At 46.0% G+C, this 17724-nt stretch carries 19 protein-coding genes and 1 tRNA gene; 12 read left to right on the top strand and 8 right to left on the bottom strand.

The features are described from left to right. Positions 1 to 92: 92 nt before the first annotated feature. The gene (gene fabI / locus ACFO5U_RS07195) at positions 93 to 863 is read left to right on the top strand and encodes an enoyl-ACP reductase FabI (RefSeq protein WP_377277950.1); all 771 of its coding nucleotides are present in this window, start codon (positions 93 to 95) and stop codon (positions 861 to 863) included. Positions 864 to 915: 52 nt separating this feature from the next. On the opposite strand, the gene ACFO5U_RS07190 is transcribed toward fabI, so the two are convergent. The 3 genes from ACFO5U_RS07190 to ACFO5U_RS07180 form a co-directional block, all read right to left on the bottom strand. After that, positions 916 to 1344: a GNAT family N-acetyltransferase gene (locus ACFO5U_RS07190; RefSeq protein WP_377277948.1), complete on the bottom strand. Its 429-nt coding sequence runs from the start codon at positions 1342 to 1344 to the stop codon at positions 916 to 918. After that, positions 1345 to 1863, bottom strand: coding sequence for a YjcG family protein (locus tag ACFO5U_RS07185; protein ID WP_377277946.1), 519 nt, complete (start codon positions 1861 to 1863; stop codon positions 1345 to 1347). A gap of 76 nt (positions 1864 to 1939) precedes the next feature. Continuing rightward, on the bottom strand, positions 1940 to 2662 hold the full coding sequence (locus tag ACFO5U_RS07180; RefSeq protein WP_377277945.1) for an alpha/beta hydrolase: 723 nt from the start codon (positions 2660 to 2662) through the stop codon (positions 1940 to 1942). A gap of 103 nt (positions 2663 to 2765) precedes the next feature. Here ACFO5U_RS07180 and ACFO5U_RS07175 point away from each other — a divergent pair, with 103 nt between their 5' ends. The 4 genes from ACFO5U_RS07175 (at position 2766) to ACFO5U_RS07160 (ending at position 7083) form a co-directional block, all read left to right on the top strand. Then, complete coding sequence (locus ACFO5U_RS07175) at positions 2766 to 3350, top strand: phosphatidylglycerophosphatase A family protein (protein ID WP_377277943.1); 585 nt, start codon at positions 2766 to 2768, stop codon at positions 3348 to 3350. A 128-nt stretch (positions 3351 to 3478) separates the two neighbouring features. Beyond that, positions 3479 to 4459: a TAXI family TRAP transporter solute-binding subunit gene (locus tag ACFO5U_RS07170; protein WP_377277941.1), complete on the top strand. Its 981-nt coding sequence runs from the start codon at positions 3479 to 3481 to the stop codon at positions 4457 to 4459. 76 nt (positions 4460 to 4535) lie between these two features. Then, on the top strand, positions 4536 to 5057 hold the full coding sequence (locus ACFO5U_RS07165) for a DUF1850 domain-containing protein (protein WP_377277940.1): 522 nt from the start codon (positions 4536 to 4538) through the stop codon (positions 5055 to 5057). Beyond that, positions 5050 to 7083, top strand: coding sequence for a TRAP transporter permease (locus ACFO5U_RS07160; RefSeq protein ID WP_377277938.1), 2034 nt, complete (start codon positions 5050 to 5052; stop codon positions 7081 to 7083). The genes ACFO5U_RS07165 and ACFO5U_RS07160 overlap by 8 nt, the downstream gene beginning before the upstream one ends. A gap of 101 nt (positions 7084 to 7184) precedes the next feature. On the opposite strand, the gene ACFO5U_RS07155 is transcribed toward ACFO5U_RS07160, so the two are convergent. The 4 genes from ACFO5U_RS07155 to ACFO5U_RS07140 form a co-directional block, all read right to left on the bottom strand. Next, positions 7185 to 7257, bottom strand: a tRNA-Val gene (locus ACFO5U_RS07155). Positions 7258 to 7350: 93 nt separating this feature from the next. Further along, positions 7351 to 7863, bottom strand: a complete 513-nt coding sequence (locus ACFO5U_RS07150; protein ID WP_377277936.1) for a hypothetical protein — start codon at positions 7861 to 7863, stop codon at positions 7351 to 7353. A gap of 14 nt (positions 7864 to 7877) precedes the next feature. Next, on the bottom strand, positions 7878 to 8588 hold the full coding sequence (locus tag ACFO5U_RS07145) for a thermonuclease family protein (RefSeq protein ID WP_377277935.1): 711 nt from the start codon (positions 8586 to 8588) through the stop codon (positions 7878 to 7880). A gap of 135 nt (positions 8589 to 8723) precedes the next feature. Then, entirely contained in the window at positions 8724 to 8873 is a 150-nt protein-coding gene (locus ACFO5U_RS07140) for a hypothetical protein (protein ID WP_377277933.1), read from the bottom strand. 101 nt (positions 8874 to 8974) lie between these two features. Between ACFO5U_RS07140 and ACFO5U_RS07135 the strand changes: the two genes are divergently transcribed. The 6 genes from ACFO5U_RS07135 (at position 8975) to ACFO5U_RS07110 (ending at position 14943) form a co-directional block, all read left to right on the top strand. Continuing rightward, positions 8975 to 9898 (top strand): Gfo/Idh/MocA family protein, encoded by a 924-nt coding sequence (locus ACFO5U_RS07135; protein WP_377277931.1) that lies wholly within the window; start codon positions 8975 to 8977, stop codon positions 9896 to 9898. 17 nt (positions 9899 to 9915) lie between these two features. Beyond that, positions 9916 to 11304, top strand: a complete 1389-nt coding sequence (locus tag ACFO5U_RS07130) for an aldehyde dehydrogenase (RefSeq protein WP_377277930.1) — start codon at positions 9916 to 9918, stop codon at positions 11302 to 11304. 67 nt (positions 11305 to 11371) lie between these two features. Beyond that, positions 11372 to 12067, top strand: coding sequence for a response regulator transcription factor (locus ACFO5U_RS07125; protein WP_377277928.1), 696 nt, complete (start codon positions 11372 to 11374; stop codon positions 12065 to 12067). Further along, positions 12051 to 13418, top strand: a complete 1368-nt coding sequence (locus ACFO5U_RS07120) for a sensor histidine kinase (protein ID WP_377277926.1) — start codon at positions 12051 to 12053, stop codon at positions 13416 to 13418. The genes ACFO5U_RS07125 and ACFO5U_RS07120 overlap by 17 nt, the downstream gene beginning before the upstream one ends. Before the next feature lie 2 nt (positions 13419 to 13420). Further along, complete coding sequence (locus ACFO5U_RS07115; protein ID WP_377277924.1) at positions 13421 to 14146, top strand: PepSY domain-containing protein; 726 nt, start codon at positions 13421 to 13423, stop codon at positions 14144 to 14146. A 212-nt stretch (positions 14147 to 14358) separates the two neighbouring features. Continuing rightward, a complete protein-coding gene (locus ACFO5U_RS07110) occupies positions 14359 to 14943 on the top strand; it encodes a PepSY domain-containing protein (RefSeq protein ID WP_377277922.1) in 585 nt (194 codons plus the stop codon). A 37-nt stretch (positions 14944 to 14980) separates the two neighbouring features. On the opposite strand, the gene ACFO5U_RS07105 is transcribed toward ACFO5U_RS07110, so the two are convergent. Beyond that, positions 14981 to 16555 carry an ATP-binding protein gene (locus ACFO5U_RS07105; RefSeq protein ID WP_377277920.1) on the bottom strand — a complete coding sequence of 525 codons (1575 nt, stop codon included), beginning with the start codon at positions 16553 to 16555 and terminating at the stop codon, positions 14981 to 14983. Positions 16556 to 16658: 103 nt separating this feature from the next. Here ACFO5U_RS07105 and ACFO5U_RS07100 point away from each other — a divergent pair, with 103 nt between their 5' ends. Beyond that, a complete protein-coding gene (locus ACFO5U_RS07100; RefSeq protein ID WP_377277919.1) occupies positions 16659 to 17708 on the top strand; it encodes a M42 family metallopeptidase in 1050 nt (349 codons plus the stop codon). Positions 17709 to 17724: the final 16 nt, after the last annotated feature.

Raw genomic sequence — 17724 nt, 5'->3', positions numbered from 1 at the left:
TTATTCTGAATGTAAATCAAGAAAGTGCAATTGCACTTTCTTTTTTTATGGGGTATTATTAGTACCAGGTAATAATAATAGGAGGTTGGAATATGTCGATTTCAATGAAAGATAAAACGTATGTCATTATGGGTGTGGCCAATAAACGGAGCATCGCATGGGGAATCGCTCGTGCACTTGATGAAGCAGGGGCAAATTTAATCTTTACATACGCAGGCGAGCGTTTCGAAAAATCCGTTCGCGATTTAGTCGCTACATTAGAGGGCAATCACGAGCAGATTTTGCCATGTGATGTGACAAGTGATGAAGATGTTGAAAAATGCTTTAACAACATTAAGGAAAGTGTCGGCAAAATCGACGGACTTGCGCATTGCATCGCATTCGCGAAAACGGAAGAACTATCCGGCGACTTTTCCGATACATCTCGCGACGGCTTTTTGCTCGCACATAATATCAGCTCGTATTCACTGACGATCGTTGCGAAACATGCTAAGCCGTTGATGGCAGAAGGCGGCAGCATCGTTGCGTTGACATACATCGGAGGCGAGCGCGTCATGCCGAACTATAATGTCATGGGTGTTGCAAAAGCATCACTTGAAATGTCCGTTCGTTATTTAGCGGCAGACCTCGGCAAGCACGGAATTCGTGTCAATGCGATTTCATCCGGTCCGATCCGTACATTGTCTTCTAAAGGCGTCAGTGATTTCAATTCGATTTTACGTGAAATCGAAGAAAAAGCACCTTTGCGACGCAACACGACACCTGAAGAAGTCGGCGACACGGCTGTCTTCCTATTCAGCAATATGTCGCGCGGCATCACAGGAGAAGTTCTCCACGTAGACAGCGGCTACCACGTCTTATAATTAGCAATCGAACGAAGAAAACCCTACTGAGCAAAGCTCAGTAGGGTTTTTGTTATAGCGTTTTTTCCATTTGGTGATGAGGGATGCCAGCGTCCATGAATTCTGGAGAAGTCACTTCATAACCCAGCTGCTCATAAAATGGAAGTGCGTGAGTTTGAGAATTCAGCTTGAGTCGGAAATAGCCGATCAAGCGAGCGTAGTCCTCGAGTTGTGTCATTAAGTCTGCACCGAAATTTTGGCCGCGGTACTCGGGTAGAACGCATACGCGTTCGACTTTTCCGACACCTTGTTCGTATTCGCGGATTCTAGCGGCGGCAATCGGCTGTTCTAATTCGTAGCCGACAAAATGCGTTGCGCTGTCATCATGCTCATCCATTTCGATATGCAATGGGACGCCTTGCTCATCGACAAAAACTTTCCGGCGAATATCAAAAGCCTGTTCTTTTTCCAGTTCGGTTTCAGCAATTTTGACTTTCTGCACTTATGATTCATCCCCTGTCAAACGGAATGTATCATAGACCGTCCAAGAACCATCTTCCAATTGATACAGCAAGTGGATGCGGTCGATGATTTCTTCATGGTCGATGCCTGCCATCTTCAGCTGGCCGTAAACATCGGCGTGCTCTGAATCGGACAGTTTTTGTGCAATCGTAATGTGCGGCACGAATGGGTGATTTGGCATCCCGCCTAAAAAATCAGAATGGAGGTCTTCATGGAGAGCCATCAATTCTTTTGATTGCTCGATTTTAAAGTACAATGCGTTTGTCACTGGAGAAAACGTGCTGACGCGTGTTGCATGGATGCGGAAGGGCTTTTGGCGCTTGGCGATTTTACTTAGCTCTTCGGCCATCACTTTCACTTCGTTGTCATCCGCTTCGAAAGGCCCTTTTAATGTAATATGGGGCGTAATCAATTCATAATGCGGATCGTAACGTTTCCGGTAAGAGTTCGCTAAATCTTGTAGTTTTTTGGATGGAAATGCTGCAATACCATATTTCATAATCAATAGACCTCCTCATCTAATAAATACTTTCCTCATTAATTATATCAAAATGTGTACCATGTTTCCTTAAGCCTTACATACCGAAATTCATCAGCAACGCACGCTTGAAATCGGGCTGCCAGTATTTCCAGGTATGGTCTCCGTTAAATTCTTCATAAAACAAGGAAAACCCTTTATTTTTCATCATTTCGTTCAATTCACGATTCGGGGTAAGGAAATCCGCCGTTTCTCCGTTCGTCAATTTAACCGCCGTTTCTTCGCTGCCGATCACATGATATACGGTGAATGAATTGGTCATCGGGAATTTCTCGACAGCTTCCATCATTTCCGGACCTACTTTCGGAGACTGCAAGATGACGCGCCCGAATATATTCGGGTATTTAAGTGCCGCCATCAAGGAAACTGTGGCTGCTAGCGAGTCTCCGATTAATGTACGGCCCATGCCTACTTGGTAGGTGGGATATTTTTCGTCGAGATAAGGCACCAGTTCATGAGCTAAAAAGCGTAAATAAGCGTGGTGTTGGTCTCCAGCCGGTTCGTATTTGCGGTTGCGGTCAGCTACACTTTTATAAGGAATACCGACAAAGATGATATTTTCAATTTCCTGGTTTTCGAGTAATTCGTCGATGACTCGCGGAGCTCTGCCCAACTGAAAATAATCTTTTCCGTCGCTGGCTATGACCAAGCTGTATTTATATAGTGGAGAATAATTTACCGGTAAATGAACCAGCAATTGCATTTCTTCTTGCAAGGCTTCGCTGTAGAGCGTGAAATCTTCTACGCTTCCTTTATTCATGATGTTGCCTCCTTCAAGATATTGTACAAAAATTGTAACATATTCCCCCCTGCAAGGTATAATAGGCAAGAAGACAATTTCAATAGAGAGAGGGGATCGCATAATGGATGGAGGACATTTCCGTGTGCATTCAGAAGAGGTCAATAAAGCGACACACGAAGCTTTAGAGAGAAGAGGCGTCACGAAAGAAGATATTGCTGAGATTGTTCTTGAGATGCAGCTGCCTTTTAATGAAGGGTTGACCTTGGCGCATTGTGTTGAGTCGGTCGAAAGTGTTTTGCGCAAACGCGAAATGCAGCATGCCTTGCTTGTCGGCATCGAATTGGATGAACTGGCAGAGCAAGGAAAACTATCCCAACCGCTTCAGCAAATTGTCGGTTCGGACGAAGGCTTGTTTGGTGTTGATGAAATGATCGGTTTAGGAGCAGTATTGACTTACGGCAGCATTGCGGTCACGACATTCGGCCATTTGGATAAAAACAAAACAGGAATCATTCATAAATTGGATACCAAATATGGCGAGCATGTCCATACGTTTTTGGATGACCTCGTTTCTAGTGTGGCTGCCTGTGCATCGGCACGTATTGCCCATAGAACCCGTGATTTGGAAGAAGAAGGAAGAAGCTTCGAAGATTTGAAACCAGAAGACACAACGCCGGAAACTCATGTCCCTGGAGCTGAGACTTAATAATTGGATTTCATTCCCATTATATTGATTTGAAAACGATTCCAATCCCAAAATTAAATTGACAGCTGGACAGAAAGTCATGGTATTATGAAGATTGAAAGAAAACAAAGATAAAGGGAGGCCGATTTATGTTAAACAAAAAGTTTGGATTCTACGCGACTGTCGCCTTGGCCGGATCCGTATTTCTAGCAGGTTGTGGAGATGACACTGCGACTGAAGGAGAAGGCGGCGGCGAAGCAAACGATCCTGAATTCATCAGTATTCTAACTGGCGGAACAACAGGAACGTACTATCCGCTAGGTGGAGCAATGGCGACGATCATCGAAAACGAAACAGGAGTCGACACAACAGCTGAAGTGTCTCAAGCTTCTGCGGCGAATATGACGGCCCTTGCTGATGGCACGGGGGAAATCGCTTTTGTGCAAACAGATACGGCTTTCTACGCATCTGAAGGTTCTAATATGTTCGAAGGTGAAGTAATCGACACCGTATCCGCTATCGGGGCTCTTTACCCAGAAACGATCCAAATCGTCACGACTGAAGGATCTGGTATTACTTCATTTGAAGATTTGGCAGGGAAATCAGTATCGGTTGGGGCACCTGGGTCAGGTACTTACATCAATGCTGAACAATTGCTTGAAATCCATGGCATGACGATGGATGATATCAATGCCCAAAACTTGGATTTTGGTGAATCTCAAGAGAGCTTACAGTCTGGCCAAGTACAAGCAGCATTCATCACTGCCGGTACGCCAACTGGTGCTGTTGAAAGTTTGAGTGCGACTGCTGATGTCAACATCGTGCCAGTAGAAGCAGAAAAAGCGGCTGAATTGATTGAAAAATACCCGTATTATGCTGAAGATGTCGTACCATCTGGTACATACGGCTTGACGGAAGATGTATCGACGGTTTCGGTGCTTGCTATGCTAGTCGTTCAAAATGATATTTCAGAAGATCTCGTTTATGATATTACAAAAGCAATCTATGAAAACACAGATCAAATCCAACATGCTAAGGCTGAATTCATCCAAGCAGAAACGGCTCTTGATGGAATCGGAATCGATATCCATCCTGGCGCACAACGTTACTTCGATGAAGTAAACCAATAAGATCTGATCAGAATAACTGGCGATAAAGCGCAAGCTTTATCGTCGTTATTTATTTTCCATCACTAGGAGGATCGACTTGCAGAACACATCCATTCGCAAAATCCTTCTCACAATAGCCGTCCTCATCCTTATCTGCTCCGCAATTATCTTTATCCCATACCAGAGACATTTTGTTTTCATCGATTCGGAAACAGGCGTGCTGGCAGCCCGGATTCCGGTCGTTGAAGAGCGTTTCAAAATTCGCTATACGCATTCTATCCATTTATCGGATGTTATCGAAAGCTATGAACTTAGTGCTGACGGGCAATTAATACTGACGGAACTGGAGTACGAAGATTTCAATATTGGTATGCCGTCGAATGCAGGAGAAGGAGAGCGCTTTGTCGAAAAAGACGGGAAATACTTTATACAGAACATGAAACGCGAGCTGCCTGAATTCCGATTGCTTATCGGTGATGTAGACGCAGAACTCGTTTTCCTAATCGCAGGACAGGAATTCGATTTAAAACAGAGCTTGGAAAGAGGCAAAATCTATACCTTCCGTGCAGAGCGCCTTTCCATTTATCAGCAATCAGAAGGAGTGAACATCTATGAGTGATAAACTATCGCCAGAAGAAAGAGAAGAGAAAAAACTTCCGCCAGAAGATGAGGGCTATATTTCTGAAGAGCAGCAAAAAGAAGTGCTTCAGAAGTATGATCCGGAGTCGAATACGCGGGATTTGTCCGGAATCATTAAGCATGTCGTATTTTATGGGCTTCTGGCTTTTGCGTTGTTTCAGCTATACACCGCCATATTCGGCCAGTATACGGCCTATATTCAACGTTCAATCCACCTAGGGTTCGCTTTGTCATTGATCTTCCTGCTGTTTCCGATGCGCCGCCGCAAAGGAGCCCGCCACAAAGTTGCCTGGTACGATTACTTACTTGCCTTATTGTCAGTCGGGGTCGGTGCTTATTGGCCGATCATGTACGATGATTTGGTCTTCCGCATTGGACGTGTCACTGACCTTGATTTGGCAGTGGGCATTCTAGCGGTTCTCTTAACTTTAGAGGCGACACGGCGTGCGGTCGGTATGCCAATTACGGTTATCGGCGTGCTGTTCCTGACTTATGGCTTTTTCGGTCCATATTTCCCGGGCTTTATGAGGCATCGGGGGCAGGATTTGGATTCGCTTATTCAATTGATGTTCTTTACGACAGATGGAATTCTGGGGACGCCGATTGGTGTCTCTGCGACCTTTATCTTTACATTCCTATTATTCGGTTCATTCCTTGTAAAAACAGGTGTCGGTCAGTATTTCAATGATCTTGCCGTCACCTTGGCAGGAAACTTGACCGGCGGGCCTGCAAAAGTAGCGATTTTCTCAAGTGCTTTGCAAGGGACCATTTCCGGAAGTTCGGTAGCGAACGTAGTAACATCCGGTTCCTACACGATTCCAATGATGAAAAAATTAGGATACAAAAAAGAATTTGCCGGTGGGGTTGAGGCAGCAGCTTCAACAGGCGGCCAGCTGATGCCACCGATTATGGGGGCGGCAGCGTTCTTGATGGTCGAATTTATCGGCGGTGTCACATATTGGGAAATCGCCAAAGCGGCGACAATACCGGCCTTGCTTTATTTCACTGGGGTTTGGATTATGACTCATTTCGAAGCAAAGCGCATCGGATTGAAAGGCCTTTCGAAAGAAGAGATGCCGAACCGCAAAGAGGTCTTGAAAAAGATTTATCTGTTAACACCGATTTTAGCAATCATCGTATTCTTGTTAATCGGTATTCCAACTATGCAAGCTGCTCTTTACGGTATTTTGTTGACTATTTTTGTCAGTGCTTTCAACAAAGAGACGCGACTCAGCTTTAAAGATATGATCCATGCGCTTGTGGATGGAGCTCGTACCGCACTAGCTGTTGCAGCTGCTACTGCAACGGCTGGTATCATCGTGGGTGTGGTCGTCAAAACAGGATTGGGCCTTGCGTTGGCGAACGGGCTAGTATCCGCTTCTGGCGGAAATGTACTATTAACCTTGTTCTTTACGATGCTAGCTGCGATCGTACTCGGAATGGGTTCACCGACGACAGCAAACTATGTTATTACTTCTACTATTGCGGCGCCAGCGATTATCACTTTATTGATGATCGATGAGCCGGCAGGTGCAGCAGTGCCGATCGTAGTCGCTTTGTCTGCCCACTTGTTCGTTTTCTACTTTGGTATCATTGCAGATATTACACCACCTGTTGCACTCGCGGCATTCGCAGCTTCCGGGATTTCCGGAGGGGAACCGATACGGACCGGGTTCAATGCAGCAAAACTTGCCATTGCGGCGTTCATCATTCCGTATATGTTTGTCTTATCACCAGAACTGTTGATGATCGATACGACTTGGCCTCAGATTATTTGGGTAGTGATCACCGCTGTGACCGGCATGATCGCTATCGGTGCGGGACTCATCGGTTATTGGTACCGCAAACTCAATTGGTTCGAGCGGATCATCACTTTCGTCACCGGTATTGCGTTGATCTACCCTGAAGGTTTTACAGATCTGATCGGTGCTGGAGTATTCATCGTATTGTTCGTCCTTCAGTGGCTGTCCAGAGATAAAAAGGCGCCAAAAGCACAAACTGCATAAAAAAGATGGGAGCCTATTGGCTTCCATCTTTTTTTATCCAAAAAAAAACCAGCCGGTGTAAACCGGCTGGTTTTTAGGAGCAATTCGCGATTGCTCTCGTATGATTCCTACTGGGCTCGAACCAGCGACCTCTACCCTGTCAAGGTAGCGCTCTCCCAGCTGAGCTAAGGAATCGCAATCTCAAGGACATTTATTATTATATATGGCACATGAGAAAAAGACAATAGCTTTTGTAAAAAAACTTTCGGTTTATCGAATAGAGTATTTTCAACTGTCCAAAAAAATGCTCCATTCAATAGTCGTCCTGCCACCTGCAACTGACCAGCATTCGATTGCGGCAATCGTTCCTTTGACTGGGGTAGCTTCCAATGCCAGCCTGGCGAATAACGGTCCCCAAAATGGAGCCTGGACCTGGTCGATCAACGGAATGTATGGTCTCCATAAAGCGGTAGGAGAAGAGGCGGTCAAAAATTGCCGACTGGCTAATTGCAATGCCTGAAATAGTTCTATCAATGCATGATCCGGATGCACCTGGAAATAAAAAAGACCCTGTTCTTTAGAAAATCCGATATCGGTAGCAGTGAAAAGGGGGTATCCGCTAATCTGCGCGACCGGTTGGATGGCTTGTTTCAAATGCAATGGAGAAGTTTTTTCATAAGCAATCAACGGGATATGGGGCAATTGCATTGCATTTTTGGGGTTTGGCACATAAAGTTGCTTCTGCAGTTTTTCAAGTTCGGACGAGCTATGATAATCAAGCCGTAATACGAGCAGTTGCATCCAATCCCTCCTCTTTATTGTCCTGCACTGAGGAATCCGGCATCGCGCGCTTGCTGCTCAGTACAGAACCATTGTTCCGGATTGGTCTGTTCATAGGAAGCAGTACCGGGCAAATGATAAATCTTATTGCCGCTTCTGTTGATATTGCCTTTAATTTGGCAGTCTTGGCTTGGAGCCACGGCATTGCCCGGCTGATAAGCATCTGAATTGAACCCGCGGTCAGTCGAATAGTTTTCAAACTCCCAAATGCCGATTTGTTGTTGTCTGGCATCAGCTTCCGCATCACGGAACTCGTCGACATAGCGGGTATTCGGGGGATAAATATAGGCGACGCGTGCAAATCCCTCTTCTAACAACTGTTCTTGGACACTTTCTCCATCTGCATAGAAATAACCGAGTAGACGGTCGTAATCATCGAAACGGCCGCCGACATCAAATTCGATTTCGACTTGGTTGGCGCTTTCGAGCAGTTGACGGTTGCGCTCTGTCGCCTCCTGGCCTAGCGGCTGTTCACCGTAACGCGGATGATTTGTTTCAGGTGTATCGACTAATAAATAACGCACTGTTGTTTCTTTTCCCTCGTATATGATTCTGACGGTATCACCGTCAATTACTTGGGTCACTTCGACAGGAATGCGGTCTTGTGTGCCGCTAGTGTCGGTTGCCCCAGGAATCGCACATCCCGACAACAATAATAAGCCGAGGAAAAGTAAAAATGCTTTCATAAGGATCCCTGCTTTCTAATTCGAATTATAGCGAAATGTCAACCAAGCAGCAATGCATTGTCCGCTGGCAAGTCAAAATAAAAACGCCTGTTCCGGCTGCTGCGGATCAAGCGTTTTGCTTATGTAACTGGACATTCACGAGGTTTGTGCTGCTTGGTCGGGCGTGGCTGCTGCGCCTAAATACAAAATGCTTTCCTCATTAGCGGTTCCAAGCTTTTCTTTATTGACGCCCAATTCAAGTGTTCCGGTAAAAATGGGTTCCCACCAGTGTGATTGTTCGTTCATGAAAATGCCTCCTCTATTTTTTTCCGAATGTAATTGTTTGACTATTCTATACCCTGGAAGGTTACACTTATAAACAAGGAATTAAAAAAGGGGCGATTGCTTTGATCACACTCGGAATTATTGGTGCCGGCATTGTTGGGGAACGAATCATCAAACAAACGATAGAAGAAGGCGGCGTAAACATTCAAGCGGTTTACGATACCGATACAAAAAGACTGAAATATATTGAAGATAAGTATAATTTGCCTGTGACAAACTCTTTGGATGAGCTGTTTCAAGCACCGATTGATTGGGTTTATATCGGTACGCCGCCGAAAAGTCACGCAGAATTGGCAGAAACCGCCGCAAGGAGAGGTTTACATGTGTTATGTGAAAAACCATTGGCGCATGACGCCGCAGCTGCAGAGGAAATGGCTGAATCGGCTATCAATAACCGAATCCAGACCGCAATGCATTTTCCGCTTATGTACTCTCCCATAGTCCGTGAAATGGCGCTGCTCATCAAAAGCGGCGCTATCGGCAAAATCCGCCGCGTCGAACTGCTTACCGTGTTTCCGGTATGGCCGAGAGCTTGGCAGCAAAATCCGTGGATCGCTTCACGCAGCCAAGGGGGCTTTGTACGTGAAGTGTTTCCGCATTATTTGCAATTGATGCACCGTCTGTTCGGTACATTAGAGATAGACTCGCATCAAGTAGATTATCCTGAAGATCCGGATAAATGTGAAACGGGCATTATCGCACACGGCAAAACTCAGCAAGGATCGCCATTTTTACTATCAGGATTGAGCGGAGTCGGCCAGCAAGAATCACTGCAATTCAAGGTGTATGGTGAAGAAGGCGTTCTGACGCTTGAAAATTGGTCGCGTTTGTATAAGGAAGATCAAGAGATAACACGTGAAGAAGTGAAAACGGAAAAAATTGTGCCATCGCTTTTTGCTGAAATGAAAGACCAATCGACGTTCCTTGTTGGATTTGATGAAGGGCTGGTCGTTCAGCGTTATATTGACCAATTACTAACAGACTAACATTAGGGGGATTACCTGTGAATTTCACTGCAAACGATGTTGAAGAAATGATCCATGAACAACACGGCTATTATTATACAGGAGCAACAAAATCGGTTGAGTTTCGCCAAACGCAGCTGGTGCGATTAAAATCAACCATCCAAAAACATGAAGATGACATCATCGAAGCGCTGCAATTGGATCTCGGGAAAAGCGAGTTTGAAGCATACGCGACGGAAGTCGGATTTGTACTTGATAGCATCGGCTATATGGCAAAGCATTTGGAAACATGGATGAAGCCTGAACAAGTAAAGACCCCGCTCCATCTACAGCCGGCCAAAAGCTTCGTCATGCGTGAACCATACGGCTCCGTCCTGGTTATCGGTCCTTTCAACTATCCTTTCCAACTAGTGATGGAACCGTTGGTCGGCGCACTGGCAGCCGGCAATTGCGCAATCGTCAAACCATCCGAAGCGACACCGAATGTCGCGCACGTCATTCGTAGGATACTAGAAGAAAGCTTTCCGCCGTATTACGTCAAAGTGGTCGAAGGGGAGCGTGAAGAAGTGAGCGCGTTGATCCATGCTTCTTTCGATTACATTTTCTTTACTGGCAGTGTACCAGTTGGAAAAGTGGTCATGAAAGCTGCATCAGAGCGTCTCACGCCGATTACGCTAGAACTAGGCGGCAAAAGCCCTGCAATCGTCGACCAGACCGCTAACTTGGAGCTTGCCGCCAAACGCATCGCCTGGGGAAAATTCATGAATACGGGACAAACGTGTGTGGCACCTGATTACCTCTGTGTGCACGAAGCGGTCAAAGAGCCGTTCATGAATATTCTCAAACAAACGATTGGCGATTTTTATGGGGAAAATGCACAAGACAGTCCAGATTACGGGCGCATCGTCAATGTGAAGCATCACGACCGCTTAACGGATATTTTGTTGAAAGAGCGTGACCATATCGTTTATGGCGGCGATTTTGACCGTTCAGACCGCTATATCGAACCAACCTTGCTGGACGGAATCCAGTGGGATAATCCATCGATGGAAGACGAATTATTCGGTCCTGTTTTGCCGGTAATCACGTACAATGATTTGCCCCTATTGATGCGCCAAATCCGTCAGCTGCCAAAACCGCTGTCTGCCTATCTGTTCTCGGAAAACGAGCGTGCCATCCGGTTCTTCTTGGATCAATTGCCGTTCGGCGGAGGATGTATCAATGATACGGTGTCGCATGTAGGCAGTGTTTACTTGCCGTTTGGCGGCGTCGGCCCATCCGGCATGAGTGCTTATCACGGAAAGACTAGCTTTGAGACATTCACACACGCCAAATCCATTGTCCGGAAATCGACGAAATTATCGACCAGCCTGACATTCCCGCCTTATAAAAACAAAGCGAAATGGGTGAGGACAGTATTGAAGTAAAAGCGGCCTTTAGGTCGCTTTTTTCTTTTGAGACCTGCTATTATAAGAAAAAAGGGGAGGGGCCCATATGACGGATCGCATATTGATCGTGGAAGATGAAAAAAGCATTGCTCGTGTTCTCGAGCTGGAACTCAAATTCGAGGGGTATGAAACCGCTGTCGCTTTGACGGGGTCGGAAGGTTTGATTAAATTCCGCGAACAGCAATGGGATTTGGTTTTATTGGATTTAATGTTGCCCGAAATCCATGGATTGGATGTGTTGAAGCGTATCCGTGCGGCGAACGCCACTTTGCCGGTCATTTTGCTGACAGCGAAAAACGATGTAAAAGACAAGGTCGCGGGCCTTGATCTGGGGGCAAATGACTATGTCACAAAACCGTTCGAAATCGAGGAATTGTTAGCGAGAATCCGCGCCAACTTACGGCCAAAGAGCCCGACTGACCAATATGTTCACCGTTTCGAACAACTTGAACTGAACGAAACCACACGGGAAGTGACACGCGGCACAAGGCATATTGAATTGACGCCGCGGGAATTCGATTTGCTGCTATATTTGATGCGCCACCCCAAGCAAGTGCTAGACCGCGAACAATTACTGAATGCGGTTTGGGGTTATGATTATTATGGGGATACGAATGTCATCGATGTTTATATCCGTTATTTACGCAAAAAAGTCGATTTCGGTGAAAATGAAACATATTTACAAACGGTTCGTGGCGTCGGCTATGTTCTAAAGGAGCAGCAGCATGAAGCTCAAAAATAAAATCCACTTATCTTCCACATTATTGATGTTCTTCGTATTGGCTATACTTGCGCTGGTCATTTATTTTTCATTCAGCAATTTGTCCTATAATACGGAAGTTGAACGCTTAAAATCGGAAGTGGAAGTGATGGTCACAACCTTCAATACAAACACAAGCCAAACACCAGACGATGTCTTGCGTGCGTATGTGCCGATAGACGGCTTGATCCAAGAAAAAAACCCCAGTGCGAATACTTTCAACCCCATTCAACGTCCCACTGTACAAGTCCAGTTTCCTTACGACGTTGAGGGAACCTCCGGAAGGTTGGCAATCGCTGGTGAGCAATTCGCTTATGTGACGACCCCTGTCATCTGGCCGAATGGCGAAGTGGTGGAATTGATCGTCGCACAATCGTTGAGGGAAGTAACGGCAAATCTTGCCACACTAAGGATTGTTCTTATATCGGTCAGTTTACTCGCAATGATTCCAATTTTTCTGTCGAGCGCTTTGCTTGGTCGCGTTTTGACGCGCCCGATCGAAGGGTTGACCGGAACGATGCAACGTATCCAGCGCGACGGCTCGTTCGAGAAGCTACCGGTGTCAGGCGATTACCGCGATGAATTGAGCCAAATGGGCGTTGCGTTTAATGAGATGATCGAATTGCTTGAAGAAAATTACAAGAAACAAGAAGAGTTTGTCTCCAATGCCTCCCACGAATTGAGAACACCGCTAACCGTTATTAGCAGCTCTGCCGATTTAATGCAGCGCAGAGGTGCGCAGGAGCCGGAGCTGCAGGAAGAGGCATTGAGTGCTATCCGCAATGAGAGCGAACGCATGCGGCAATTGATCGAACAATTGCTGCATATTGCCAGACGCAGTGAAGCGCAAATGGAATGGCAAAAAGTCAATTTATCACTTGTGCTCGATCAAGTCATGACCGCTATGAACGCTTCATACAACCGGGAATTCAAGCTGCAATTGGATGATAGTTCGTTGCCGGTGACGACCGATGTCCAGAAATTAAAACAGCTATTGTATATACTGTTGGATAATGCAAGAAAGTATAGCGAGGCATCGATCGAAATGCAGGCTGGAAAAAATGGTCAAGTGTTTGTGAAAATCAAAGATTACGGCGTCGGAATCCCGAAACAATCATTGCCTCATGTCTTTGAGCGCTTTTATCGTGTCGACAAGGCGAGGAGCCGTGAAACAGGTGGGTTCGGGCTCGGCCTTGCACTCGCAAAGGAACTGGCGGATTCGCTTCATATCGAACTGGAAATTGAAAGCATCGAACAATTAGGCACGACGGTTACCGTTGTTTTCTCAGAGAATTTTAATGTTCCCGAGTTACAATCGGAACAGGAGGGATGATCATGCGAAAATCTTGGGCTCTCAGCGCTGCAGCCATTGTCTTTTTGCTTATCGCCTTGACTTTTCTGTTGTTCCCGAAAACATCTGCAGAATCGGTAACGATCGAAGAAGCACAGGCTTCCATCGAACAGTTGTATGGGGGACAAGTCGATAAAGCCACGGCAACGGAAGAGTTTTATCAAATTGAATTTAATCGTAACGACGGCCGATATTTAGCGGCGGTCAATAGGGCGGACGGACAAGTCGCTTCATTGGAGTTAATAGAATCACAGGCTCCATCAAAAGTATTGACGGAAACGGAAGCGGTAGAGTTTGCGCAGGCTGCTGAATCCGGGGAAGTGGATGAAGTTCGCTATGTGCAGGAAAGCAATGCATATAATATTGAGCTGTTAAGCGATACGGAGAAGAAAATGATTATTGTCTCTGCTGTGGATGGGCAGATTATGGATGTCCAAAAAGAGGCGCGTGACATTGCGGCTGCACCTGAAAAACCGGCTGAACAACCTGAAGAGCCGGCTTCTGAACCCGAGCGCATCATCAGCCAAAACGCGGCGATTGCCATAGCCAAAGAAACCTTGAACGGCGAAGTGGACGATGTGGAATTTGTCCAGACGGATGATGGTGGTTATTATCTGGTGGAAATTGATGATGACGCGACAGATCGGGAAGCAAAAATCCAAATCCATGCGATTCGTGGAGAGACGATGACCGTGGAATGGGACGACTGAACGGATAGTGGTGAAAAGGACGGCGTTGAGAGCTCAAGAAACTGGCTTTCGGCACCGTCTTTTTTTGATCTTAAGCAGTCAATTCCAACTAGGCTTGTTGTAGGATTTATTGTGAAATGGAGTTATTCTCAGGAATTTCTCATCTTCGCTTAACGTTGCTTTAAGCTGCGCTGGATATGATAAATCCAATAAGAAAACAGGAGGAGAGAGGCATGAAAAAATTGATTTACATTCCAGCAGCAGCTATTTTGGCATTCGGAGGCATTGTGTTAGCAGATACAGGGGATTCGCCAGAGAGTTCACAAGCCGCGCCGGAATCAACAGTAAAGGCAGCCCCGCAAAATGAATTGCAGCGCTTTATCAGCTTTGAAGAAGCAAAAGAGATAGCCAAAACAAAAGCGCAAGGAAATGCAGTGGAGCTCAAACTCAGCGGCGATGACGAAGATCCACATTATTCTGTCGAGGTGAAGAAAAAAGAGACAGTGGACCAATTCCGAATCGATGCAAAGGACGGCGCGATTAGAAACGGGGAGTTACAACCGGAAGCAGCGAACAACAAGATACAACCGCAGCAGCATCGTGGAACGGTTTCCAAAAGCCAATTGATCGGAAAACAACAAGCTGTGGCAATAGCTCGGACAGTCGCCTCTGGAAAAGTCGATGATATAGAATTGGAGAAAGAACATGGCATGTTTATCTATGAGGTGGAATTCGAAGACGGAGATACCGATTACGAGGTGTATGTGGATGCCATCAACGGCACCGTTCATCATGTCGAAACCGACTTTGATGATTGAGAAAACCCTCCCGTTGGATCAAACGGGAGGGTTTCTGCTATTTATTGGTGAGAGGCAATGTAATAATAACGCGAGCACCCTGCTCTGGCCGATTTTCCACTGCTAAACTTCCTTCGTGCTCTTGGATGATTTTTTGAGAAATCAATAAACCGAGGCCAGTTCCGGTTGGTTTGGTTGTGTAAAACGGTTCGAACACACGCTCAATTAATTCCTCCGAAATGCCGTCACCTTCATCTTCAAAGCTGATGGTCAGCTTGTCTGCATCTAATAGCGTCGCATTGATCCAGATAGTGCCGCCATCATCCATAGCTTCGATCGCGTTTTTCAATACATTGATAAACACTTGTTTGAGGTGGTGTTCTTCTCCCACAGCATGGAACGGGCCGCCGTTGAAATCTGTTTTGACTACAATATTATGGACAGTGAATTCCGGCCCAAACAGGAAAATGCATTCATCGAGAATTTTTCCGACTTCGAGCGGTTTTCGTTCTGGCGCTTGCGGTTTTGCGAGTATGAGAAATTCGCTGATAATCAAATTGATGCGGTCGAGTTCTGATTGCATCAACGACGTATAGCTTGGATAGCGATGATTCGGGTCGTTGTGCATCATTTGCACAAAACCGGAAATGACAGTCATCGGGTTGCGGATTTCGTGAGCCACCCCAGCCGCAATTTCGCCAGCCATTTTAAGTTTTTCCGTTTGCAACAGCATCCGCTCGGTTTCCTTCCGGTAGCTGATATCCCTTGAGATAACGGATGTGGCAATCACTTTTCCACTGGCATCGAAAATCGGAGACAATGTAATTTGGGCCGGGAAGCGGGTGCCGTCTTTTTGGATATCTTCTGTTTCGAGTGTGAAACTTTCCCCGAGACGGACTTGCTCCGCGCGATGCTCAGCTGCTTGTGCGTGTTCAGGAGGATAGAGGGCAATTTTTTTGCCGAGACAGTCATCAGCAGCCCATCCGTATAATTGCTCGAAAGCCGGGTTGATTGCGATGATTCGGCCGTTAAAGTCAAAAACCGCGATCGCGTCTTTCGCTGCCTGGAAAAACAGGTCCAGATAGCCTTCTTTTGAAACGAGCGCTTTTTTCATGGAGGCATTGCGCAGTTCCAATTGCCGCCAATAATTGCTGAAGTATACACTGTGCAGAACAGCCAATAACATGATCAACGCAAAAAACATGACCATGGATACATGTATATACTCAAGCGAACTTGTTGTGGTAAAGCGGTCAAACACAAATGTCAGCAGCAGCACTTCAATCACGGTTAAGATGGACAATGCAATAATAGATAAAGTGTCGTTATATAGAGAAGCTGCGATAATCGGAATGATGAAATAGATAGCTGTTACAGCGGATAAAGATTCGAATTGGAGAATGAAAATATAGGCATTGATCGCAAATAGCACAGCTAAACGCAACCTGGCTGGAGGCAATTTCGTATAAAGTAAGGTGAAGAGTATCATATACGCAATCATACCGTAAATCGGCGCCACGATGGCTGCATTAATGTCGACGAAGAAATTTAGCGCTAAATGAGCCAGGCTTGAAAAGCCGAACAGGTGGATGAACAATTGATTGCGCTTGCGGTTTGTCAGGTAGCTATTCATAAATGCACCTCATCCAACTAAGAGTCACTCTCATCTTACTATAGTCGGGACTGTGCGAATATGGCTGTTTTTGATATGATTAAGAAATCAAGGAGTGATTAGATTGGCATATTCATGGAATGAGCAAGAAACTTTAGCGATTTTGGAGGAATTGGTCACGACGCCAAGCCCATCCGGCTATACGATGCAAGTCATGAAAAAAATCGAAAAATACTTTGACCAAATTCAAGTTCCATACATAACGACGAATAAAGGCGGCGTCATTGCAACGATCAAAGGGCAAGACGACGAGCGCCACCGCCTGTTGACCGCACACGTCGATACACTTGGCGCCATGGTGAAGGAAATCAAGCCGTCCGGCCGCCTCAAATTGTCGCTCGTCGGAGGCTTTAAATTCAACGCCATCGAAGGCGAGAATTGCCTGATTCACACGTCTACAGGTGCCGCGATCAGCGGCACCATCCTGCTCCATCAGACGACTGTCCATGTCTACCGGGATTCCGGTACGGCAGAGCGTACGGCCGATAATATGGAAGTGCGCCTGGACATGAAATGCGATTCAGCAGAACAAGTGCGTGCGCAAGGCATTGAAGTAGGCGACTTTATTTCGTTCGATCCCCGCTTTACGAAAACGGAATCAGGATTTGTGAAATCACGTCATTTGGATGATAAAGCGAGCACAGCGCTTGTGTTAGAGTTGGCTAAACATTTTTCCGGAAGTGATACTTTGCCGCACACGACTCATTTCTATATTTCCAATAATGAAGAAATCGGTTATGGCGGCAATTCCAATATTCCCGCCAAGACAGAAGAATATATCGCTGTCGATATGGGCGCAATCGGCGATGGACAAGCTTCAGATGAATATACTGTATCGATCTGTGCAAAAGATTCCAGCGGCCCTTATCATTACGGATTAACACGCCACTTGATCGCACTTGCCAAAAAGCAAGACATCGACTACAAAGTGGATATTTACCCGTATTACGGTTCGGATGCTTCCGCTGCGATCGGCGCAGGGGCAGACGTGAAACATGCATTGTTCGGGCCAGGGATCGAAGCATCCCATGCATACGAGCGGACACATGTCGATTCACTTAAAGCGACAGCTGAATTGCTTCATGCATATGCCAGTTCGCCGATCGGGTCATAACATTAGGAGGATTTCA

Origin of the sequence: Planococcus dechangensis, from assembly GCF_042654465.1 — a bacterium.
GTDB classification, from domain to species: domain Bacteria; phylum Bacillota; class Bacilli; order Bacillales_A; family Planococcaceae; genus Planococcus; species Planococcus dechangensis.
The sequence above is the reverse complement of the archived record's forward strand: the minus strand, read 5'-3'. Positions and strand labels throughout refer to the sequence as shown.